Annotated in this window: 20 protein-coding genes; 18 read left to right on the top strand and 2 right to left on the bottom strand. The window is 59.0% G+C overall.

Translation table 11 applies throughout. The features are described from left to right. Positions 1 to 243 precede the first annotated feature (243 nt). The 15 genes from waaF to QRN31_RS28150 all read left to right on the top strand — a co-directional run bounded on the left by waaF (position 244) and on the right by QRN31_RS28150 (position 16121). Entirely contained in the window at positions 244 to 1278 is a 1035-nt protein-coding gene (gene waaF, locus QRN31_RS28080) for a lipopolysaccharide heptosyltransferase II (protein ID WP_285435945.1), read from the top strand. 1 nt (position 1279) lies between these two features. Further along, complete coding sequence (gene waaC, locus QRN31_RS28085) at positions 1280 to 2341, top strand: lipopolysaccharide heptosyltransferase I (RefSeq protein ID WP_285435947.1); 1062 nt, start codon at positions 1280 to 1282, stop codon at positions 2339 to 2341. Further along, positions 2341 to 3462 (top strand): glycosyltransferase family 4 protein, encoded by a 1122-nt coding sequence (locus QRN31_RS28090; protein WP_285435948.1) that lies wholly within the window; start codon positions 2341 to 2343, stop codon positions 3460 to 3462. The genes waaC and QRN31_RS28090 overlap by 1 nt, the downstream gene beginning before the upstream one ends. Next, positions 3462 to 4268, top strand: coding sequence for a lipopolysaccharide core heptose(I) kinase RfaP (rfaP, locus tag QRN31_RS28095; protein WP_285435949.1), 807 nt, complete (start codon positions 3462 to 3464; stop codon positions 4266 to 4268). Before QRN31_RS28090 ends, rfaP begins: the two co-directional genes overlap by 1 nt. After that, positions 4268 to 5002, top strand: coding sequence for a lipopolysaccharide kinase InaA family protein (locus QRN31_RS28100; protein WP_285435950.1), 735 nt, complete (start codon positions 4268 to 4270; stop codon positions 5000 to 5002). Before rfaP ends, QRN31_RS28100 begins: the two co-directional genes overlap by 1 nt. After that, a complete protein-coding gene (locus QRN31_RS28105) occupies positions 4999 to 5751 on the top strand; it encodes a lipopolysaccharide kinase InaA family protein (protein ID WP_285435951.1) in 753 nt (250 codons plus the stop codon). Before QRN31_RS28100 ends, QRN31_RS28105 begins: the two co-directional genes overlap by 4 nt. Continuing rightward, complete coding sequence (locus QRN31_RS28110) at positions 5751 to 7202, top strand: lipopolysaccharide kinase InaA family protein (RefSeq protein ID WP_285435953.1); 1452 nt, start codon at positions 5751 to 5753, stop codon at positions 7200 to 7202. The genes QRN31_RS28105 and QRN31_RS28110 overlap by 1 nt, the downstream gene beginning before the upstream one ends. 240 nt (positions 7203 to 7442) lie before the next feature. Beyond that, a complete protein-coding gene (locus tag QRN31_RS28115) occupies positions 7443 to 7778 on the top strand; it encodes a YceK/YidQ family lipoprotein (protein WP_285435976.1) in 336 nt (111 codons plus the stop codon). Positions 7779 to 7941: 163 nt separating this feature from the next. Beyond that, complete coding sequence (locus QRN31_RS28120) at positions 7942 to 9699, top strand: carbamoyltransferase family protein (protein WP_208670371.1); 1758 nt, start codon at positions 7942 to 7944, stop codon at positions 9697 to 9699. Continuing rightward, the gene (locus tag QRN31_RS28125) at positions 9683 to 10813 is read left to right on the top strand and encodes a glycosyltransferase (RefSeq protein WP_285435954.1); all 1131 of its coding nucleotides are present in this window, start codon (positions 9683 to 9685) and stop codon (positions 10811 to 10813) included. The genes QRN31_RS28120 and QRN31_RS28125 overlap by 17 nt, the downstream gene beginning before the upstream one ends. After that, positions 10813 to 11709 carry an antimicrobial resistance protein Mig-14 gene (locus QRN31_RS28130; protein WP_285435955.1) on the top strand — a complete coding sequence of 299 codons (897 nt, stop codon included), beginning with the start codon at positions 10813 to 10815 and terminating at the stop codon, positions 11707 to 11709. Before QRN31_RS28125 ends, QRN31_RS28130 begins: the two co-directional genes overlap by 1 nt. Before the next feature lie 8 nt (positions 11710 to 11717). Then, the gene (locus QRN31_RS28135) at positions 11718 to 13151 is read left to right on the top strand and encodes a PIG-L family deacetylase (RefSeq protein WP_285435956.1); all 1434 of its coding nucleotides are present in this window, start codon (positions 11718 to 11720) and stop codon (positions 13149 to 13151) included. 53 nt (positions 13152 to 13204) lie between these two features. Then, entirely contained in the window at positions 13205 to 14089 is an 885-nt protein-coding gene (locus QRN31_RS28140) for a DUF6625 family protein (RefSeq protein WP_285435957.1), read from the top strand. After that, the gene (locus QRN31_RS28145; protein ID WP_285435958.1) at positions 14086 to 15240 is read left to right on the top strand and encodes a glycosyltransferase family 4 protein; all 1155 of its coding nucleotides are present in this window, start codon (positions 14086 to 14088) and stop codon (positions 15238 to 15240) included. The genes QRN31_RS28140 and QRN31_RS28145 overlap by 4 nt, the downstream gene beginning before the upstream one ends. Then, positions 15237 to 16121: a glycosyltransferase gene (locus tag QRN31_RS28150; RefSeq protein ID WP_285435959.1), complete on the top strand. Its 885-nt coding sequence runs from the start codon at positions 15237 to 15239 to the stop codon at positions 16119 to 16121. Before QRN31_RS28145 ends, QRN31_RS28150 begins: the two co-directional genes overlap by 4 nt. Positions 16122 to 16193: 72 nt before the next feature. On the opposite strand, the gene QRN31_RS28155 is transcribed toward QRN31_RS28150, so the two are convergent. Together QRN31_RS28155 and QRN31_RS28160 are read right to left on the bottom strand one after the other, a co-directional pair. Next, a complete protein-coding gene (locus QRN31_RS28155) occupies positions 16194 to 17417 on the bottom strand; it encodes an acyltransferase family protein (protein WP_285435960.1) in 1224 nt (407 codons plus the stop codon). Then, positions 17417 to 19279, bottom strand: a complete 1863-nt coding sequence (locus tag QRN31_RS28160) for a bifunctional O-antigen ligase/aminoglycoside phosphotransferase family protein (protein ID WP_285435961.1) — start codon at positions 19277 to 19279, stop codon at positions 17417 to 17419. The genes QRN31_RS28155 and QRN31_RS28160 overlap by 1 nt, the downstream gene beginning before the upstream one ends. 156 nt (positions 19280 to 19435) lie before the next feature. Here QRN31_RS28160 and msbA point away from each other — a divergent pair, with 156 nt between their 5' ends. The 3 genes from msbA (at position 19436) to cysC (ending at position 22698) form a co-directional block, all read left to right on the top strand. Next, positions 19436 to 21238, top strand: coding sequence for a lipid A export permease/ATP-binding protein MsbA (gene msbA, locus QRN31_RS28165; protein ID WP_285435962.1), 1803 nt, complete (start codon positions 19436 to 19438; stop codon positions 21236 to 21238). Between the two features lie 157 nt (positions 21239 to 21395). Next, on the top strand, positions 21396 to 22100 hold the full coding sequence (locus QRN31_RS28170) for a sulfotransferase family 2 domain-containing protein (RefSeq protein ID WP_285435963.1): 705 nt from the start codon (positions 21396 to 21398) through the stop codon (positions 22098 to 22100). After that, positions 22093 to 22698: an adenylyl-sulfate kinase gene (gene cysC, locus QRN31_RS28175; RefSeq protein ID WP_285435964.1), complete on the top strand. Its 606-nt coding sequence runs from the start codon at positions 22093 to 22095 to the stop codon at positions 22696 to 22698. Before QRN31_RS28170 ends, cysC begins: the two co-directional genes overlap by 8 nt. The last annotated feature ends 47 nt before the right edge of the window (positions 22699 to 22745 follow it).

Consider the following 22745-nt stretch of genomic DNA (forward strand, 5'->3'; position numbering starts at 1 on the left):
ATGGCCTCTTCGCGAGCAAGCCCGCTCCCACAGTAGATCTGCGTTGTTTTGTAGATTGAGGCAGCTAGGCTGCAGCACTGGATGTGCACCAATACCCAATGTAGGAGCGAGCCTGCTCGCGATAGCGGAGTGACAGTCGACAGCAATGTTGAAGGTGATGACCCATCGCAAGCAACCCTGCTCCCACAGTGATTCTCGAGGCGGGGAGGCGTATGCCTCCCCGGTTTCGTTTTTGGAAACCACATGAAAATTCTGATCGTTGGGCCCAGCTGGGTCGGTGACATGGTGATGGCGCAGACACTGTTTCAGTGCCTCAAGCAGCGCCACCCGCAGTGCGAAATCGACGTCCTGGCCCCCGAGTGGAGCCGGCCGATTCTTGAGCGTATGCCCGAAGTCCGTCAGGCCTTGAGCTTTCCGCTCGGCCATGGCGCCCTGGAACTGGCGACGCGTCGACGCATCGGTAAATCCCTGGCCGGCCAGTATGACCAGGCGATCCTGTTGCCCAACTCCCTGAAGTCGGCGCTCGTGCCGTTCTTTGCCGGCATCCCGAAACGTACGGGCTGGCGTGGCGAGTTCCGCTACGGTCTGCTCAATGATGTGCGGACCCTGGATAAAGAACGTTATCCGCTGATGATCGAGCGCTTCATGGCCCTGGCCTTCGAGCCCGGTGTCGAGCTGCCGAAACCGTATCCGCGGCCGAGCCTGCGGATCGACCCGGTCACTCGCGAGACGGCGCTGGCCAAGTTCGGCCTGACCCTGGACCGTCCGGTGTTGGCGCTGTGCCCCGGCGCTGAGTTCGGCGAGTCCAAGCGCTGGCCGTCCGAGCATTACGCCAAAGTCGCCGAAGCGAAAATCCGCGAAGGCTGGCAAGTCTGGTTGTTCGGCTCGAAAAACGATCACGCGGTCGGCGAAGACATTCGCGCGCGGCTGATTCCGGGTCTGCGTGAAGAGTCGGTGAACCTCAGCGGCGGCACCTCGCTGGCTGAAGCCATCGACCTGATGTCCTGTGCTGATTCGGTGGTGTCCAACGACTCCGGCCTGATGCACGTTGCTGCGGCGCTGAACCGCCCGCTGGTCGCGGTCTACGGCTCGACATCGCCGGGTTTCACGCCACCTTTGGCCGAACACGTCGAGATTGTGCGCCTGGGCCTGGAGTGCAGCCCTTGCTTCGACCGCACCTGCCGTTTCGGTCATTACAACTGCCTGCGCCAGCTCATGCCGCAAGCCGTGAACGAAGCTTTGCAGCGGTTGCAGGGCACTGTGGTCGAGGTCAAATAGTTTGCGCGTTCTGCTGATCAAGACTTCATCGCTGGGCGACGTGATTCACGCGTTGCCGGCGCTGACCGACGCGGCGCGGGCGATCCCCGGCATCCAGTTCGACTGGGTGGTGGAAGAAGGCTTCGCCGAAATCCCGACCTGGCACCCGGCCGTGAGCAAGGTGATTCCGGTGGCGATCCGTCGCTGGCGCAAGAACCTCTGGCAAACCATCAAAAGCGGCGAGTGGAAGCGCTTCAAACAAAGCGTTCGCGCTTCGAAATACGATCTGGTGATTGATGCTCAGGGCCTGCTGAAAAGCGCCTGGCTGACCCGCTATGTCAAAGCACCGGTCGCCGGGCTGGACAAGGATTCAGCACGCGAACCAATTGCCGCGCGCTTTTATTCCCGTCGCCTGGCGGTGGGGCGTGGGCAGCACGCGGTTGAGCGGGTGCGTCAGTTGTTCGCCTTGGCTTTGGGCTACGACTTGCCCAAAGGGCTGGGCGATTACGGCCTGAATGTCGAGCGCCTGGTGGAACTGCCGCGCAAGAATCCTTACGTGCTGTTCCTGCATGGCACCACGTGGGACACCAAACACTGGCCGGAAGCCTATTGGCGCGAATTGGCCGAGCGGGTCGGTTACCTCGGCGTCGAGGTGAAGCTGCCGTGGGGCAACCCGATCGAGAAGGCCCGGGCCGAGCGCATCGCCGCAGGCTTTCGCCACGTCGAAGTGTTGCCCAAGCTGAACCTGGCGGGCGTCGGCAAAGTATTGGCGGGTGCCCAGGCCTGTGTGGCCGTGGACACCGGCCTCGGTCATCTGGCCGCGGCGCTCGACGTGCCGACCTTGTCGCTGTTCGGGCCGACCAACCCGGGCCTGACCGGCGCCTACGGCAAGGCGCAGATTCACATCGCCAGCGATTTCCCCTGTGCGCCGTGCCTGCAAAAGAAATGCACCTATCAACCGACGGCCGAAGATGCCCGTCGGTTCGACCTGAAGCGCGAGTGGCCGCTGTGCTTCACTCGCCTGAATCCCGAGCGTGTCGCGACTCGACTGAGCACGTTGTTACTGGCTGAGGAGCTGCGCTGATGCAATTGGCATTCGTCTTGTACAAGTACTTTCCATTCGGGGGCTTGCAGCGCGACTTCATGCGCATTGCCCTGGAATGCCAGCAGCGCGGCCATCAGATTCGTGTCTACACGCTGATCTGGGAGGGCGACGTGCCGCCGGGTTTCGAAGTGCTCGTCGCGCCGGTCAAAGCGTTCTTCAATCATCGCCGCAACGAAAAGCTCAGCGAATGGATGGAAGCGGATCTGGCGAAGCGTCCGGTGGATCGACTCATCGGTTTCAACAAGATGCCGGGCCTGGACGTCTACTACGCCGCCGACGGCTGCTTCGAAGACAAGGCGCAAAATCTGCGCAATTCGCTGTACCGTCGCTGGGGCCGCTATCGGCACTTCGCCGAGTACGAGCGCGCGGTGTTCGCCAAGGACGCCAAGACCGAAGTGCTGATGATCTCCGAGGTCCAGCAGCCGCTGTTCATCAAGTATTACGACACGCCGCTGGAACGCTTTCATTTGCTGCCACCGGGCATCTCCCAGGACCGTCGCGCGCCAGCCAATGCGGCTGAGATTCGCGCTGGATTTCGTCGCGAATTCAACCTCAAGGACGATGAATTGCTGCTGGTGCAGATCGGCTCCGGGTTCAAGACCAAGGGTGTCGATCGCAGCCTCAAGGCGCTGGCCGCATTGCCCGCTGATCTGAAGAAACGCACCCGGCTGTTTGTAATTGGCCAGGATGACCCCAAATTGTTCCAGATGCAGAGCGCCACTTTAGGGCTCGGCGACAACGTGACGTTTCTCAAGGGTCGCAGCGATATTCCGCGTTTCCTGCTCGGTGCCGATCTGTTGATCCACCCGGCGTACAACGAAAACACCGGGACCGTGTTGCTTGAAGCCGTGGTGGCCGGGTTGCCGGTATTGGTGAGCGCAGTCTGTGGTTACGCCCATTACATTGCCGAGGCCGACGCCGGCCTGGTGCTGGACGAACCATTCGATCAGGCGCAACTGACGCAGTACCTGACCGGCATGTTGAACGACGCTCAGGCACGGGCGGCCTGGAGCCGCAACGGTCTGGCTTTCGCCGAGACGGCCGACCTCTATAGCATGCCGCAGCACGCGGCCGATGTGATTCTGGCGGAGCACGCTTAATGAAGTTGATGCTGGCTGAACCGTTCAAGAGCCTATGGGCCGGACGGGATGCGTTCACTGAAGTCGAAGGCCTGCAGGGTGAGGTTTACCGTGAGCTGGAAGCGCGCCGGACGTTGCGTACTGAAGTGAACGGCAATGGTTTCTTCGTGAAGATTCATCGCGGCATTGGCTGGGGTGAGATTTTCAAGAACCTGCTGACCGCCAAGCTGCCGGTCCTTGGCGCGGGTCAGGAATGGAAAGCCATTCAACGCCTGAAAGAAGTCGGCGTGCCCACCATGACCGCCGTGGCTTATGGCGAGAAGGGCAGTAACCCGGCGGATCAGCACTCGTTTATCGTTACCGAAGAGCTGGCGCCCACTGTCAGCCTCGAAGACTTCAGCATCGATTGGGTCAAGCAGCCGCCCGAGCCCAGGCTCAAGCGCGCGCTGATCGCTGAAGTCGCCCGGATGACGGGCATGATGCACCGCGCCGGGGTCAACCACCGCGACTGCTACATCTGCCACTTTCTGCTGCACACCGATAAACCGGTGACGGCCGATGACTTCAAACTCTCGGTGATTGACCTGCACCGCGCCCAGACCCGTCCGGCAATTACCCGGCGCTGGCGCGACAAAGACCTGGCGGCGCTGTATTTCTCAGCGCTGGACATTGGCCTGACCCGGCGTGACAAGCTGCGCTTCCTCAAAGGCTATTTCCAGCAGCCATTGCGCCAGATTCTGGCCGAAGAAGCCTCGCTGCTTGCCTGGCTTGAAGGCAAAGCCAACAAACTTTACGACCGTAAACAGCGATACGGAGACGCGCTCTGATGCCGGGTTGGAAACTGGGGTCTGCTTACAGCGATCTGGCGGAAGATTTTGGCAGCCTGGAAGCGGTGTTCGCCCTTCAGGGTGAGCGCGTGACCCTCGACCCGTTGTCCGAGGTCATCCGCGTTAACCGCAATGGCGTCAATTATTACGTCAAGCGCTACGTGGGCGCCGGCAAGGGCCTGCGCCGCTATCTGGGCAAACCCCGGGTCAAGGCCGAATGGCAGAACCTCAAGCGTTTCGCCAAGTGGGGCATTCCCACCGCTGAAGTCGTGGCCTGGGGCCTGGAACGGCGCGGTGCGGCGTATGCCCGAGGTGCGATGATTACCCGCGAACTGCCCAATACCGAAGACTTGTCAGTCCTTGCTAACCGGCACGATCCCAGGCTCGCGGACCGCGTTTGGGTTGACGTCGTCAGTCGCCAATTGGCTGGGTACACCCGGATCATGCACGACAAGCGCTTCACCCATAACGATCTGAAGTGGCGCAACCTGCTGGTCGACGATGAGGCAAAGCTGTTTCTGATCGATTGCCCCAACGGCGATTTCTGGCGCGGCTTCTGGCTCAAGTACCGAATTACTAAAGACCTGGCCTGTCTCGACAAGGTGGCCAAATATCACCTGTCGGCGACCCAGCGCCTGCGTTTTTATCTGCAATACCGCCAGCGTGATCGGCTCGATGCCGACGACAAAAAACGCATACGGCACGTGGTGAGATTTTTTAAGGGGCGTGAATGACTGATTTTCTGGCTGCCGAAGACCGTATGCTCCTTGAGCATCACGGCCTCGGCACCTTCGACGAACTTTGGGCCAAGCAGCTCGACGCAGTCGATGAGCCCAATACCGTTAGCGATGGCTGGAGCAGTGTGTTTCGGCTGGATCTGGAAGGTCAGGGCTTTTACCTCAAGCGCCAAAGCAATTACCTGACCCGCACTTTGCGCGCGCCCTTCGGCGAGCCGAGTTTCGCTCGTGAGTTTCGCAACATCAGTCTCTATCAGAAGCTCGGCATTCCGGCACTGCAGGCGGCGTTTTTTGGCGAGCGAAAATTCGATGGCGAAGTCCGTGCGGTGCTGCTGACTCGCGCCCTGGATGGCTGGGATGATCTGGATTCACTGTTGCAGTGCTGGTCGGAGCTGAGCGAGGAGCAACACTCGGCCATTATGAAAGCCTGTGGCGAACTGGCGCGGCAGCTTCACGGCGTGCGCCAGGTTCACGGGTGTTTCTACCCCAAGCATATTTTCCTGCGAGCCACGGGCGACGGTTATGAGGCGCAGCTGATCGACCTGGAGAAAACCCGGCCGTTGCTGTTTGGTCAGCGTGACCGTATCAAAGACCTGGAGCCGTTGCTGCGGCGCGCCCCGGAATGGACCGATGCGCAGTTGCGCGAGTTTTTGGCGGTCTATCTCGAGCAGCCTCAGGACAGTTCACTGGTGGACAGTTGGATGTCGCGCCTGACTGCCCGGCGCAGTCATAAGGAGACACGTTGATGCATTTGTCCGAGCTGAAAAACGCCGGCCGCAGCCCGAGCTTGCCGATGAGTATTTCCCTGGCCGATGCTGCCGGCCCCGGCCAATTGCAGTTGTTGAGTTTGCTACGCGTATTGCCGGGACAGCGTTATGTTGGCGCCGGCGTCTGGCGTGGTCGGCCAGTGCTGGCAAAGTTGTTGGTTGGCAGCAAGGCGGCCCGGCATTTTCAACGTGAACTGGCCGGTGTTCGCTTGCTGGCCGATCAAGGCCTGACCACGCCGCAATTGCTGGCGGATGGTTTGATAGAAGGCGAGGGTGGCTGGCTGTTGTTTGACTTCCTCGAAGGCGCCGAGAGCCTGGGGGATACCTGGAAACAGGTCGAGCACTTGCCAGTGCTGGCCGATATGCAAGGGGCCGTGCTGGCCGAGGCGTTGGGCGCTATCGGCCAAATGCATCGCAAGGGGCTCTGGCAAGAAGACCTGCATCTGGACAACCTATTGCGTCAGCGCGGTCGGCTGTATCTGATCGATGGTGGCGGCGTTTGCGCCGAAACACCGGGCCAACCGCTGTCACGGCAGAAAGTCCTGGAGAACCTCGGTGTGTTTTTCGCCCAGCTACCTAAGTCGCTGGAGCCGTTCACCGAAGAGTTGTTGGTGTATTACCTGTTGAGCAATGGCGAGCACGCCTTGCCAATGGAAGCGTTGCAGAAGCAGATCGACAAGGTTCGCAGCTGGCGCTTGAAGGACTACCTGACCAAGGTGGGCCGCGATTGCACGCTGTTCAGCGTTCAGCGCGGGCCGTTTGGACTGCGGGCTATTCGTCGCGAGGAAGAAGCGGCGATGCTGCCGGTGCTGGAACAGGCCGATGCCTTGCTCGATCAGGGGCACCTGTATAAGACCGGCGGTGCGGCGAGCGTAGGAAAGGTCGATGTGGCGGGTCGGACGCTGGTGATCAAGCGCTACAACATCAAAGGCTTTGCACATTGGCTCAAACGCTTCTGGCGTCCGAGCCGTGCATGGCACTCGTGGCGCGAAGGCAATCGTCTGGCGTTTCTGGGCATCGCTACGCCCAAACCGTTGGCGTTGCTGGAGAAGCGGTTTCTCTGGTTGCGCGGTCGGGCTTACCTGATTACGGAATACTTGCCGGGACCGGACATCATCGAGCGCTTTGCGCCTTACGTTGAGAGCGGTGATGCGCCCGAGGCTGAGCTGGCCGCGCTGGATCATTTGTTTGCCGAGCTGATTCGCGAGCGCATCAGCCATGGCGACTTCAAGGGTCACAACCTGTTCTGGCAGCAGGATCGCTGGGCGCTGATCGACCTGGATTCGATGTGTCAGCATGGCTCGACGGGCAGCTTTGCTCCGGCGTATGCGCGGGATCGGGCGCGGTTCATGCGTAACTGGCCTGAAGAAAGCGCGCTCTACAAAGTCATCGATCAGCGGCTTCCCAAAGACATCTCTGGCGCTGCCTGAATCGGGTCTTCGACCCTTCGCGAGCAAGCCCGCTCCCACAGGGTATCTGCGTCACACACAAAATATCTGTCCGACGCAGAATTACCGTGGGAGCGGGCTTGCTCGCGATGGGGCCAGAACAGTCAGTCGAGATTAAGGGGACAAGTTTTTGTGAACTGTCCTACATGATCCGCAGACTCCATGAACTGTGCCCTGAATAGTCACGATGCTAGTTTGCCTGACGTTTACGGAGGGCAGATTTTGACGATAAAAATGGCTGTTGCGATGGGGGCTTTTTCACTGGCCTTAACGGGCTGCGGAACAGCGCTTACAGTGCTGCAAGACGACGAAGACGCGGCTCGCGGCCTGCGAAAACAAAAGACCTACTGCCAATCCATTCCCCGTGTTTACAGCGGTATGGCCTACAACTTCTGCCTCCTGCATGCTCCGCCGGATCCCACGGGCGTCCTGGTACCCTTGGTGCTGCTCGATCTGACGCTCTCGGGCATCTGCGACACGGTGTCCTTGCCCTATACGATTTTCCGCCAGGCTACTGACGGCAATCTGGGTATTTACTGGCGAGCAGGGCGCGGATAAGCAGGGCGCCACGCTTAAGTCCAGGCAGGGTAATAAGCGCTGGGTCATTCCCGCCATGTTTACGCTATAATCCCGCCCTTTAGCTGTCTCTCGCCCCTTGCGAGGGCACATTAATTTTTGAGGCGCTTGTCGCCTGCATGCAGACTAAAGAGGCTAGACCCCTGTGGCATTGACGATTCTTGGCCTGTCCGGCGCCCTTAGCCATGATCCTTCCGCAGCCTTGTACATCGACGGCAAGCTGGTCGCTGCGGCTGAAGAAGAGCGCTTTGTGCGCGATAAACATGCAAAGAACCGCATGCCCTACGAATCGGCGAAGTTTTGCCTCGAACAGGCAGGTATCAAGCCGTCCGACGTTGACGTGGTGGCGATTCCATTCGCACCGATCAGCCTGTTCGGCAAGGCTCGCTGGCAGTATGCCAAGCGTTACTGGTACGCCCCGGACCGCGCTCTTGACGCGATCCTGATGGGCAACCGTCGCTACAAGCGTTATCGCAACAAGATTGTCTGGTGCCTCGAGCAACTGGGCTTCGATCCGAAGAAAATCAAGATCGAGCCGGTCGAACATCACCTGGCCCACGCCTCCAGCGCTTATCACTGCTCAGGTTTCAAAGAGAAAACCGCGATCCTGGGGATCGACGGCAAGGGTGAGTACGCCACGACCTTCTTCGGTTATGGCGAAAACGGCAAGATCCACAAGATCAAGGAATTCTTCGATCCAGACTCCCTCGGCGGCCTGTACGGCGCGATTACCGAGTTCCTCGGTTTCGATATGCTCGATGGTGAGTTCAAGGTCATGGGCATGGCGCCGTACGGCGACGCCAGCAAATACGATTTCTCGCGCCTGGCGTCGTTCGAAAACGGCGAACTGGTGATCAACACCGACTATGCCAACGTCATCGGCCTGCGTCGTTACAAAGAGAAGGGTAAAGGCTACTACTTCTCGCCGAAGCTGATCGAGTGGCTGGGGCCCAAGCGCGAAGGTGACATCGCTGACGAGCCGTACATCCACTACGCGGCGAGCATTCAAGCACTGTTTGAAAAAATCGCGCTGCAGATGATCGACCACTACTTGGGCGATGTGCTCAAGGAAACCGGCAAGCTGGCCTACGCCGGCGGCTGTGCGTTGAACGTCAAGCTCAACCAGAAAATCATCGCCCGCGATGACGTAAAAGAATTGTTCGTGCAGCCTGCGTCCGGCGATGCCGGCACGGCGGTGGGCGCTGCAGCTTACGTGTCCAACGCCCGTGGTGTTCCGGTCGAAAAGATGGAACACGTCTACCTCGGCCCGTCCTACACCAACGAAGACGTGCTCGCTGCCTGTGCCCGTCACCCGAGCAAGCCGGTCTGGCGCAAGCTTGAGAACATGCCGGAAAACATCGCCAAGATCATGGTCGATGGCAACCCGGTGGCCTGGTTCCAGGGACGCATGGAGTTCGGTCCGCGTGCCTTGGGCGGTCGTTCGATCATCGGCTGCCCAAGTGCCGTCGGCGTCGCGGACCGCATCAACCACCAGATCAAGTTCCGCGAGCGCTGGAGGCCTTTCTGCCCGTCGATGCTCGACACCGTTGCGCCGCAGATGATCAAGATCGATCACCCGGCGCCGTTCATGACCTTCACCTTCGAAGTGGCTGAAGAGTGGAAGACCCGCGTGCCGGAAGTTGTCCACGAAGATGGCACCTCCCGGGCCCAGGTGCTCAAGCGCGAATACAACCCGCGCTACTACGACATGATGAAGGCGCTGGAAGTATTGACCGGCAACGGCGTGTCACTGAATACCTCGCTCAACCGTCGCGGCGAACCGATGATTTGCTCGCCGACCGACGCTCTGAACATGTTCTTCGGCTCGGACCTGCAGTACCTGATCATGGAAGACATTCTGGTGGTCAAAGAGGGTGCGAACGCTTATGACACGCTCGGCTGAACGCCATGTGCTGCAGTTCTGTCACGGCTATGACGGGCCGTTTCTGGACTGCGCCCGGCAGTACGCCAGCCTGTTCGTCGGGACTGGATATCGCGTGACAACGGTGTTCCTCACCGGGGCCGCCGACAGCGACGTCGCTGCAGGCTGCGCTTCCGACGAAGTGCTGTTCATGGAGTACAGCTCCAAGGCCATCCGTGGCCTGAAGCTGGGCGCCATCAGCGATCTGCGCAAGATTGCCGCCTCACGCAATTTCAGTTTCTGCATCGCTCACCGGTTCAAGCCGATCTACATCGCCTTGCTCGGCACCTCGCTGCCGGTGATCGGTGTGCACCACGCGTTTGGCGATTACAAGCGCGGCACCCGCAAACTTTTCGCCAATCTATTTCGCAAGCGCCTGAGCCTGCTCGGGGTTTCCGATGCGGTGCGTGATGACATGCGCAGTTGCCTGCCGAAATGGCCGGCCGAGCGAATTCAGACACTCTATAACCGTATCGATGTGCCGGCGTTGCAGACCAGCCAGGTGTCGGTCCGCGAGGCACGGGAAACCCTCGGCCTGTCGGCGGATGCCTGGATTGTCGGCAACGTCGGGCGGCTGCATCCGGACAAGGACCAGATCACTCTGTTGCACGGTTTTGCCGCAGCGTTGCCTGGCTTGCCGGCCAACAGTCAGCTGGTGATTCTCGGTAGCGGTCGACTCGAACAGGACCTCAAGGCCCTGGCCCGTGAATTGGGTATCGGCGATCGTGTGCTGTTCCTCGGTCAAGTACCGGATGCGCGCCGCTATTTCCGCGCATTCAACGTGTTTGCCTTGAGCTCTGATCACGAACCCTTCGGCATGGTGCTGCTGGAAGCCATGGCCGCTGGAATTCCGTTGCTCGCCACGGCGTGCGGTGGGGCGAAGGAGATCGTTGAAGGGGTGGGCATTCTGTTTCCGCTGGGCGATGCCGAGCACTTGGCCCAAGGGCTGCGACACCTGGCCGCAATGGACGACCAGCAACGTCACCAGTGTGCCGAACTGATGCTTGATCGCTTGCGCGAGCATTTCTCCGACCGCGCGGTACGTGAGGTTTTCTGGCATTTGCCACACGTCACAGAACTGGCGCAGAGGGGCTGATGCTCAACCGATTTCAAGGCTGGCGCGAACGTGGCTGGGCGGTGGTCGACGCCCCGACTTATGCCCAGGCCTGGCAGCGTTTTGGCGGCAGCGTCGCAACTCATCCCCTGGTGGTTGAACGCCTTGCGCAGTTGGCCGAGATCCCGGTGCGGTACCTGGCCTGGGAGCAAAACGGTGAAGTCAAAGCTGCGATCCCGACCTGGGGGCGCGACCTGGCGCTGTCCAAGGATGTGCTCAAGCGCCGCGGTAAAAAGGGCCTGTTCGACCTCGGTAATGCCGAGCTGATCCTGCCGGCCGCCGCGGATGCTCAAGCACCTCTGCGCCATCGCGGGCGGTATTTGTCGGCCTTGAGCGAAGGCCGCTTCACCGACATCAAGTTGCAGGCCGAACAGCTGGCAATGGCCCGTACGCCCGAAGAATTGTCGAAAAAATTTCGCTACAACCAGCGCCGTGAATTGCGCCTGCTGGAAGAGGCGGGCGGGGTGGTGCGCCCGGTCGCCGATTTCTCCAGCGCTGAGCTGGCAGCGATTTACTGCGACCTGTTCCAGCGTCGCTGGGGCTTCCCGGCCACCGGGGCCGAGCGCATGGGCGAGGTGATCGAACTGCTGCGCGACTTCCTGATCGGCTCGGTGATTTTCCTCAACGATGCGCCGATTGCGATTCAGCTCGTGTATCGGGTCGAGGCGCCGCAGTGGATCAGCGTTGAATACATCAACGGGGGAGTCGACCCTCAAACGCGCGAGTTCAGCCCCGGCAGCGTGCTGAGTTTTCTCAATACTCAAAGTGCCTGGGAGCATGCGCGGGCCCTGGATAAGCCCTTGCGGTTTTCCTTCGGTCGCGCGGATCGTGAGTACAAGGACCGCTGGTGCAATCCCGTGCCGGTCTTCACCGTGTGAGACAGCCCATGAGCCGCAAACAGCAACTGCTCAAACGCCATCGTCGCAACAAGCGCATCGGTCTGTTGATCGCACTGGTGCTGCTGATTGCCATCGGCGTGTGGGTGGCCTGGTGGTTGCCGCCGGTGTTGGCGGTGTTGGGCTGGATTGCCCACGAGGCCTGGTTCGCCGACCATTTGTTCTATTCGCCCAAAGACGATTACCAATACAGTTTTGCGCCGTACACCCAACAGCCCAAGGTTCATCTGGACGGTGAGCGTCTACGGCTGGACGAAGGCGTCATGCTGGTCGACGACGCCACGCTGGTGCTGGCGCTGCGGATAAAAAGCACGTGGCTGGGACGCTTTATCGATCCGGTGGTCGAGCTGGCGGGCGGCGAGAATCCCGATCGGCAAACCTTCGAACGGGGCGTCAACGGCCTGCGTTACCTGAACCTCAGCGGACAGGCACACGTGCTGTCGCGTGGTGAATTACGGCTGCGTGGGCGGTTCTGCCGATTGCTCGGCGAGCCCGTACTCTGGGCATTCGAACAACCCGATTATCGACGCCAGCGCGTGATGGTGATCGCGCCCCACGCCGACGATGCAGAGTTGGCGGCCTATGGTCTATACAGCCAGGCCGATGAAGCCTGGATTGTCACGCTCACCGCCGGCGAAATCGAAGCTGAACACTATCGACAACTGGGCCTGAACAAAGTCGAGGCAGCACGCCTGAAGGGGCGTTTGCGCGCCTGGGACAGCATCGCGGTGCCGCGTTGGGCCGGGGTGCCTGAAGCACATTGCGTTCAGTTGGGTTATTTCTGTCTGCAACTGGCGGCGATGCAGGCCGCACCGGCTCAACCGGTGGGCTCGCGCGAAGCGGATCTGAGCGACACCCGAGTGTTTCGCCAGTTGAATCCATTTGCCCTGCCAGGCGATGTCGACGGCGCTGCGACCTGGAACAATCTGCTGGCCGATCTGCGCGAGCTGCTGCTGCGCGCGCGGCCTGAAGTGATTGTGTTGCCGCACCCGATACTCGATCCGCACCCTGATCATATCTGCGCCCAGCAAGCGGTCCTCGAAGCCTTGCAGGGGCTGGAATGGCAGCCGACGACACTGCTCGGCTATGCCAACCATTTGCACGACAACGACCGTTGGCCAATGGGTGATGCAGGGCACGGCATCGCACTGCCTCCTGCCTTTGAATCGGTCACGCCCATGGAGCCGTGCTGCCTGCCGCTGTCGCTGGATTTGCAGCGAGATAAAGCCATGGCGCTGGGCATGATGCATGACCTGCAACCGCCCATGCCATTCAAGCGTCGTGTGCGTCGGTTGATACAGCGACTGTTGGCTCGCAGAGCGCCGCCGCTGTATGGCGAAAACGAATTTTTTCGTAAAGCGGTCAGGCGTCACGAGTTGCTATGGCTTTTGAAGCATACTGAAACACCTAGGCAGCAGAAATGAAGTTCTGCGCGGCCTAGCATGGCTGCGACTCAAACAACTGTAGTGATTCCTCTGTGATCAACCCATGCCCACGTATAGTTTTTTTGATTCCGTACTTCGGCTGCTGGCCGTTCTGGATGCCGTTCTTTCTGGAGAGTTGTCGTCGTAACCCCGATATCGACTGGTTGATGTTCAGCGACTGCGGTGTCCCGGAGCGTCTGCCGCCCAACGTCACGGTCGAATGCATGACATTCAGTGAGTACTGTGTGCTGGTGTCTAGACGGCTCGGCATCGACTTTGCGCCGGATGCGCATTATAAACTCTGCGATATCAAGCCGGCGCTGGGGCATATTCATGCCGACCGCCTGCAAGGCTATGATTTCTGGGGGTTCGGCGATATTGATCTGGTGTATGGTGACCTTCGCAGTTATTTCACCTCGGAGCGACTGGCCGGTCATGACCTGTTCTCGACTCACGAGCGACGGGTCGCGGGCCATCTTTGCCTGATGCGCAATAACACCCGAAAGCGTGAGTTGTTCATGAAGATGAAGGACTGGCGAAAGCGCTTTACCGACCAAGTGCACCACGCGCTGGACGAGGGCGCATTCAGCCGAATCTTCCACTGGCGCAAAAATTTTCCCGAGCCCTTGTTCACCTGGGTGGGCAAGCTCAATCCGTCTCGACGACGCAGTGAATTCACCGAGGCGTTCAGCACCCCGGGAGGCTGCATCAAGTGGCACGACGGCACGGATGATTTTCCGCGCCACTGGTATTGGCGCAATGGCTGTTTGAGTAACGATCGCGATGGCGATCGCCGGTTTCCGTATTTCCACTTCGTTTGCTGGAAGCGCAATGAGTGGTCACGGTTGCCTCTACCCGATCCAGCCGAGGTCCGGCATATTGCCACCGAAGCAACCTGGGTCATCGATGCGACTGGTTTTCACCGGGGAGAGTTATGAGTCAACGGTCAAAGGTTCTGCAGTTGCAGCCTGACTACAACGTCAAAGCCCATGATTTTGCCGACCTTGCGGAGCAGATCGTCAAGGCTTTGCCGAGCGAGCGCTATGAAGTGACCGCCGCGTTCCTGCGTGGCAAGCCTGGGCCAGGCGAGGCCGTGAGCCGGGCTGACCGTTCGGTGTATTTCGAGTTCTCCGACAAGTCCCTCAAGGGCATGCGTCTGCGGGCGATGTGGCGGCTGTACAAATTTTGCCGCGCGGAAAAATTCGACGTGGTGATCTGCAACCGCTTCAAACCCGTGAACATGATGCTGACCCTCAACCGTTGGTTGAAAGTGCCGCTGTGCATTGGCATCTCCCACGGCTTTGGCGAGTACGACCGGTTTTACCGGCGTCGCCAGACCCAGCGCCTGATCGATCGTCACTGGCGTTTTGTCGGCGTATCGCCGGCCGTCAAACAGTACCTGCTGGACTGCGACTGCGGTTTCACCGACCAGAACACCTACGCCATCACCAACGCGATCGACATCGAGCAGGCCGAAGGCTTGCAGCACAGTCGTGAGCGCGCCCGCGAGATGCTGGGTATCGATCCGTCGGTGCGCTTGATCGGCGCGTTGGGTCGCCTGGTGCCGGTCAAGGGACACACCTATCTGCTGCAGGCGTTTGCCGCGCTCAAGGACAAATACCCGAACACCCAATTGGCGATCATCGGTGCCGGTCGCGAAGAGTCGAAACTGGCAGCGGAGATCGAGCGCCTGGGCCTGACCGGTCGCGCACACCTTTTGGGCTTCAAGGAAATTGCCTTGCAGTACATTCGTGCGTTCGATGTCTGGACCATGCCGTCCCTGGCTGAAGGGCTGGGCCTGGCGTTGCTGGAAGGGATGAGCGGACACCTGCCGGTGATCGCCTCGAATGTACCGGCAATGCTGCCGCTGATCGAAGGGGCTGGCGGGTTGGCGATTACGCCGAAGGATGTGCCGAGCCTGATCGCGGCGCTGGATAACTACCTTGCCCTGTCGGATGACGAACTCAACGCCAAGGGTGAGCAGGCGTTCCGTTATCTGCAAAAAGAGCATGACATCGAGGTGTTCCGCCAGGAATACCTGAATCTGATCGAATCGGGCCTTGAAAAAGCTCGCAAGGAACAACCATGAGCGACGCGCAACCTCTCGTAACCGTCATCATCGCGTCGTATAACCACGCTCGCTACATCGAGGAAAGTATCCTCAGCGTCCTCAATCAGACCTATAAGAACATCGAGCTGCTGGTGGTCGATGATGGTTCCAGGGACGACAGTGTCGAGCGCATCAAGGTATTGCAGGAAAAGTACGGCTTCGATTTCCGGGTTCAACAGAACCAGGGCCTGACGAATACCCTCAATGCCGCCATTGCCCGTTCAAAGGGCAGCCTGATAGTGCCATTCGGTTCCGACGACATCATGCTCCCGGAACGTATTGCGACGCAGGTGGCCTACATGGATGGCAAGTCTGAGGTCGGTATCTGCGCCGGTAACATCGAGCTGATCGACGCCGACGGCAATCTGTTTCCCGAGAAGCGCCAGCGCCGTGATGTGCCGTTTCGGCGCCTGGACTTCGATGACATGTTCCTGGAGCGCAAACCCTATCCGCCCGCACCGACCCTGATGATCCGTCGGGAAGCGCTGGACAAGGTGGGTGGGTTCGATCCGAACATTCGGCTGGAAGACTTGCTGATCGAATTGAAGGTGACCCGTGCCGGGTACTTCATCGATGGCCTGAATGTATTGATGGCGCGCTATCGCAAGCACCCCACCAATTCCTACAAGAACCACCGCTTCATGGTCGACAATATCCTGCGCTCCTACGCGCTGTTCAGCGATCATCCGCTGTACGACGAGGTGCGCTACAAGTTCCTCAGTTCAATGTTTCTCAAAACCTCCAACCGCGATCGCAAGTTGGCCCGCGAGCTGCTGGCACAGATCCCGTTCAAAGCCTGGAACAAAAAGACCTGGCGTGGTCTCGGGCGGCTGTACTTCTCGCCTCTGGAGAAAGACTAAGGTCTTGACGCACTATTCTTAACAGCTGGCGAGCCTGCATTCGGCTGCGCCAGTTGCTAGAGGGTGTGTGAATCAGCGAGCGATCTTTTCCGTCAGGCCCTTGTCGACCTTTCTGCTCCTGCCTTGCCGCAACCACTGCAAGACTTTCTTGCCGGCGGTGATACCCGGCTGTTCGATGTACAGGAACGTCAGGCTGCTGATGACGATCAACAGGCAGCTGCACACAGCCAGCAGCGCCAGAAAGGTCGAAGTGTCGCGAGCATCCAGTTCCAGCATAGGCGGCAGTCGTTGCACCAATAACCAAAGCACGAACCCGTGCAGCAAATAGGTGCTGTAGCTGATTTCCCCAAGCCAGCGGATGCTGCGCGGTTTCAATAGGCCGAACAGGTTGTTTCCTGACGCCACGATCACGAAAAACAACGACATGAGCAGCAATGGCCTAAGGCTGAAGGCGCGGTTGAATGCCGTGAATGCAATGGCCAATGCCAGCAATGCGACAATGCCCGCCATTCGTGTCTGACTCCAGGCCATCAGTTGTGGCCGGCGTATCCAGTATGCGGCGCCGATACCGCCGAGGAAGCTCGTCAGGAAATGTTTTTTCAGCGAATGTTCCCAGCCGACCACTTGGTAAACGGCATAGATGCCGATCAGGCACAGCACCGCTTGCTTCCAGGTTGCGCGATAAATAAACACCATGGCGGCGAGCGGCAGGGCGAGGTAGAAAAACATCTCATAGACCAAGGTCCAGGTGACGTTGGAGATCAACATGCCGGTCTGGTGGTACTGGTTGACGTCCGGTAGGTTGAAGGACATCCAGGCCAGGATCTGGCCGATCAGACGGATGACAGGTTCCTTGAGCTCCCAGTTCTGCAGATAAAACACCGTGACAAATACGATCAGCATCAGCGGCAGGTACAACGGGTAGAGGCGAAACAATCGCGACACGGCAAAGGCGAGCCAGTCGTGTTGACGTCCCTGGGTGAGCAATCGGTTCCAGAACAGGAAGCCAGTGATCATGAAAAACAGCGCGACGCTGCCCTGGCCGAGCTGTGCGTAAAAGTTGCTCGGCGGAAAATCGATCACCCCGACGCGCAGGAAGATCCAGGTAATGATTGAGTGATGCACGAACACGCCGAACGCCAGATAGCCGCGCAACCCGTCAATGCTGGCGTAACGGCCTTCGCCGGAATGCTCCAGGTGGCGGGCGATTTTCGGGACAGCGCGCAACAACAGGGCGGAGGTTACGATGGCCAGCAGATAGGCTGCCAGCGCAATGAGTGGGTTGGTTTCGGTCATCAATGAGACCGAACCGGGATACTCCCGGCCAGCACTTGCCTGTGCAGGTTATCGACAGCGGATTTTGACGCCGTCATGGCATATCCCTGGAGCAACGCTTCGAAGTGATCTTCGAACAACCAGCGTCGATCCACCGTGTAGCGTTGCATGTGGCGCAGATTGCGCTGACGCAGCGACAGGTTCAGGGATGAAGGGTAGATGCGCATGTCGGCCACGTCGATCAGGCCGAACTCACCGTCTTCAAGCACCAACACGTTGCCCAGGTGCAGCGAGCGGAAATACACACCTTGCTCATGCAGTTGAGCCATGAACTTGCCGAACCGCTCCACGAGTGCCTGACGTACTGCCGGAGCTGTAATGCCTTGCATCACCTGGCGCAGGGTGTTGCCCGGGAGTGGCAAGTAGTGCACGGCACTGCTGCCATCGTGTACCCGGTACAGGTCAAGAATTTTCGGGGTGGGAATCCCCATGTCGCGCAATTGTTCGCTGTTGACGGCAAAGCGTTCGGAATACGGGTTGAAACTGCCCGAGGTGTACCAGCGGCGGCGGCGGAACAGCTTGAGGAAGCTGCCATCAACCAGACGCAGGACTTTAGGGCCCAGGCCATCTTCTTCGATTACCTGCGCATTGGCCGTCAGCGCTTGCAGGTCTGCGGGTTTCAGTGCCTTGACCGGCATTGCCAACAGGCGTTTGGCGCGCTGGTTGATGCTCAGGGCGGCGATCAGTGCCAACGGAATCCATAGCAGAAACCAGTGCTCTTTAGGTCGCGAGATAATGCCGCCACCTTCGGTCAGGCCCGCGCCAATCCCGAATATCAACCACGTCGAGGCAATGATAAACAGCGGTTGCAGGCGATTACGCCAGCTGCTCAACAAACCCCAGGCCTGAAAGAACAACCACGGGAGCAAGCCTAAAATACCGACGTAATAGAGAACGCCCAAGGCAAAGCTATGAGGCTCCTGGAAGTTCGTTCCGACCCCCGGGTCTATGGCCAGGTCAGCGTTGTAGCCATGACCGATCCATGGGTGTTCAGCAATTTTGTTCAGCGCCAACTGCCAGATTTCGAAACGATAAGAGTCGCCGCGCTCAATGATCATCCGTGAGAACAGCACGATTACGGTTGCCCCGCTGACGAGCAGCACGCCAAGCAAGACCATGGACCGGCGACCCCAGCAGATGAAACTTAGCCACAACGAGGCTATGGTCAGGGCAACCAGCGGGGTTCTGGAGCCGGTCGCAATGACGGCGGCGAACATCACGGCCATCGCCGGGATGCTTAGCCAGAGCACCTGCTTACGCTTGCAAGTCATGCTCAAACTCAACCAATACGCGCAGAAAAATCCGAATACGTGAGAGCTGAGCAAAGGATTGTCAAACGCACCGCCACCGATCAGGCGAAGCCCGGGCTCGTAGATGCGAGAAAACATGAATAAGTCGTAGGCCGTGCCAATCAGACCCACGATTGCGGCGGTGAGCAACAGTGGTTGAACGATTTCGCTGCGATAACGCACCAGCAAGTAACACCCTGCGAACAACAACAATGTATGCAGCGGTGGCTTGAATTCGCCGAAGAAGTTTTTGCTGTCAGGGGTCCAGGATAAACTCATCATTGCCCAGGCGACGAACACCAGCGCTGCAATGAAGATCGGTTCGCGTAGCAGCTCCTTGAATGCACGAGGCCGCAGACAAATGGCAAACAATGCCGGAATGCTGAACAGACCATAAAAGAGCTTGTGGTGCAAACTTCGGCCCGGCAGGAAAAACATCGCGCACAGGAGCAGAAAATAGCCAACGGGAAGAATCCAGAGGCAAATGAAATCGAAAACTCGATTGGACACGCTGTTTAAACCGCTGAGCTGCATGCTGAAAAATTCAATCCTGAAGTTGATCGGCCATTTCGGGGTGATGGCTATTTGATGCTGAACAATACGTCTAACAATAACAGCCTTTGTGCGATTGCCAGAACCCTGAGGAAGCTGTGCTAAAGTCAGCGTCCTTTTTATCGACATTCGCGTGATATGACCGACTCCAGTCTCTCCGCAAGCCCTTCGAGCTTGAAAATCTACTTCCGCCTGCTCGGCTATGTCCGGCCGTACATCAGTCTGTTTCTGATCAGCATCGTCGGTTTTCTGATTTTCGCTTCGACGCAGCCGATGCTCGGCTACATCCTCAAGTATTTCGTCGACGGATTGTCCAACCCCGAGGCGGCACTGTTTCCAACCGTGCCTTACCTGCGAGATCTGCAACTGCTGCAGGCGGTGCCGTTGCTGATCATCCTGATTGCCGCATGGCAGGGGCTGGGATCTTATCTGGGCAACTACTTTCTGGCCAAGGTTTCCCTCGGGCTGGTGCATGACTTGCGTGTGCAGCTGTTCAATAACCTGTTGGTCTTGCCTAATCGGTATTTTGACAAGCATAACTCGGGTCATTTGATTTCGCGTATCACCTTCAACGTGACAATGGTCACCGGGGCGGCCACAGATGCGATCAAGGTCGTAATCCGTGAAGGCATGACGGTGATCTTCCTGTTCGCTTCGCTGCTGTTCATGAACTGGCGCCTGACGCTGGTCATGGTTGCGATCCTGCCGTTGATCGCAGTAATGGTGCGCACCGCGAGCAAGAAATTCCGCAAGCAGAGCAAGAAAATCCAGTTGGCCATGGGCGACGTGACGCATGTGGCGTCGGAAACCATCCAGGGTTATCGCGTGGTGCGCAGCTTCGGCGGCGAAGTCTACGAAGAAAAGCGTTTCTTCGAAGCCAGTCAGGGCAACACTGACAAGCAACTGCGCATGACCCGTACCGGTGCCATCTACACGCCGTTGCTGCAATTGGTGATCTACACCGCGATGGCGGTGCTGATGTTCCTGGTGCTGTACCTGCGCGGCGATGCGTCGGCGGGCGACATGGTTGCCTACATCACTCTGGCCGGTCTGTTGCCCAAGCCGATCCGCCAACTGTCCGAAGTCAGCTCGACCATCCAGAAAGGCGTGGCCGGTGCCGAGAGCATCTTTGAGCAACTGGACGTCGCGCCTGAAGTCGATACCGGTACCGTCGAGCGTGATGCCGTCAGCGGTCGTCTGGACGTGCGCAACCTGAGCTTCACCTATCCCGACACCGAGCGTCAGGTGCTCGATGACATCAGCTTCTCGGTCGAACCGGGGCAAATGGTGGCGTTGGTCGGTCGATCGGGCAGCGGCAAGTCGACGCTGGCCAACCTGATTCCGCGCTTCTATCACCACGACAAGGGCGAGATCCTGATCGACGGTGTTGAAGTGGAACAATACAAACTGCTGAACCTGCGCAAACACATCGCCCAGGTGACCCAGCACGTCACGCTGTTCAGTGACACCGTAGCTAACAACATTGCCTATGGCGATCTGGCCGGCGCGCCCCGTGAAGACATTGAAAAAGCGGCTCGGGATGCTTATGCGATGGACTTTATCGCGCAACTGCCCGAAGGCCTGGACACCCAGGTCGGCGAGAACGGCGTGCTGCTTTCCGGCGGTCAGCGCCAGCGTCTGGCAATTGCCCGGGCGCTGTTGAAGAACGCGCCGCTGCTGATTCTGGACGAGGCCACTTCGGCCCTTGACACAGAATCGGAGCGTCACATTCAGGCAGCACTGGATCAGGTCATGAAAGGCCGGACCACCCTGGTGATCGCGCATCGTTTGTCGACCATCGAGAAGGCGGACCTGATTCTGGTGATGGACCAGGGGCGGATCGTCGAGCGCGGCACCCATGCCGAGCTCCTGGCGCACAATGGTTACTACGCCCGACTCAATGCCATGGGCCTCGATGCTCCGGCCGAAGACATCGCCTGACAATCGTTCACCGGGCGTGCAATGCGCCCGGTGATTTGTATCCAGACCTTTACCCTTCTTGACCAAACCTGAATAAAACTGCGTGCCGCGCTTGCTAAGGTTCTTGAATGAATCTTGACTTCAACGAGAGGGTCGTCCCTTTCGCGCGGGTACTGCCATGTTTCAACGTTATCTCTGGAAAATCCTGCCCAAGCAGCAAAGGGCCTTCCTGCTGGGGCGCCTGTCGGTGGTGGACCGTCAGGTTGTGAACAAGTCGATGTCGGCCAACCTGCGTTTCCCACGGGCCTTCGAGCAGCAGGCTTGTCTGTTCATCCACGTCCCTAAATGTGCCGGGAGCAGCATCTGTGCCGCGATGTTTGATAACTGGAGCCCGGGGCACTTGCCGTTGTACTGGTACGAGCAGCAGTTTCCCCAGCAGTATGCCGCCAGTTTCAAGTTCGCCTTCGTTCGTGATCCACTTGAAAGGGCTTACTCGGCCTACGCATTTCTAAGGGGTAACGCGTTGGGGCGGCGTGATCACGCAGCGCAGCAACTGGTCAGTCACTACCGCGATTTCGATGATTTTGTCGGTCGCTGGCTGCACCCGGAAACCATCAACCGGCAATTGCATTTCGCCGCGCAGACGGACTTTATCACCGACTCCCTGGGGCATCTCGCCCTGGATTTCGTTGGCTATCAGGAGCACTTGGCTCGTGACTTTCAGCTGGTTTGCGAAAAGTTGGGCCGGTCGGTGGCATTGCCTCACCTCAACTCCTCCGTGCAACGACTTGCAATGCCGGCCCGGGATTTCTGCACGGCGCGCACACGCCGGCTGGTGCGGCGAGCGTATCAACGTGATTACGAGATGCTCGGTTATGAATGAGTCGCGGTCCATGCCCGTTACCAGCATCAGGCCCTACCATTTGTCGCTGACCCGAGAGGCCCGTGCTTCAATCAAATCCCAGCGCCCGCGTTGCCTGTGGCTGACGGGGTTGTCCGGGGCGGGAAAGTCGACGTTGGCCAATGCCCTTGAATTACAGCTCAATCAACATGGGCTGCACACGTTTGTGCTTGATGGCGACAACCTGCGCAATGGCCTGTGCCGTGATCTGGGGATGGGTGCTGAGTGTCGTCGGGAAAACATCCGGCGCATGGCCGAGGTGGCACGGCTGATGGTCGACGCCGGGCTGATTGTGATCGTCGCAGCCATTTCGCCGTTTCGCGCCGAACGCGAGAATGCGCGGCGATTGTTCGCCGAGGGCGACTTCATTGAGGTGTACGTGAGCACGCCGTTTGCAGTGTGTGCGCAACGCGATCCTAAGGGGCTGTATCAAGCGGTATGGGAGGGGCGAATCAAGGATTTCACCGGTATCGATAGCCCTTACGAGGCGCCACTGTCTGCCGGGTGCGAGATCGACACCGAAAAACGGGCGCTGGCAGACGCTTGCCTGCAGTTATCGTCATTTCTGCTCAATAAGTGACCAGGTTTTAGTGTCGAATCATCCGGTTGCAGCCGTCGCGCAAGCCA

The sequence above is a fragment of the Pseudomonas sp. fls2-241-R2A-110 genome (assembly GCF_030209165.1).
Classification (GTDB): domain Bacteria; phylum Pseudomonadota; class Gammaproteobacteria; order Pseudomonadales; family Pseudomonadaceae; genus Aquipseudomonas.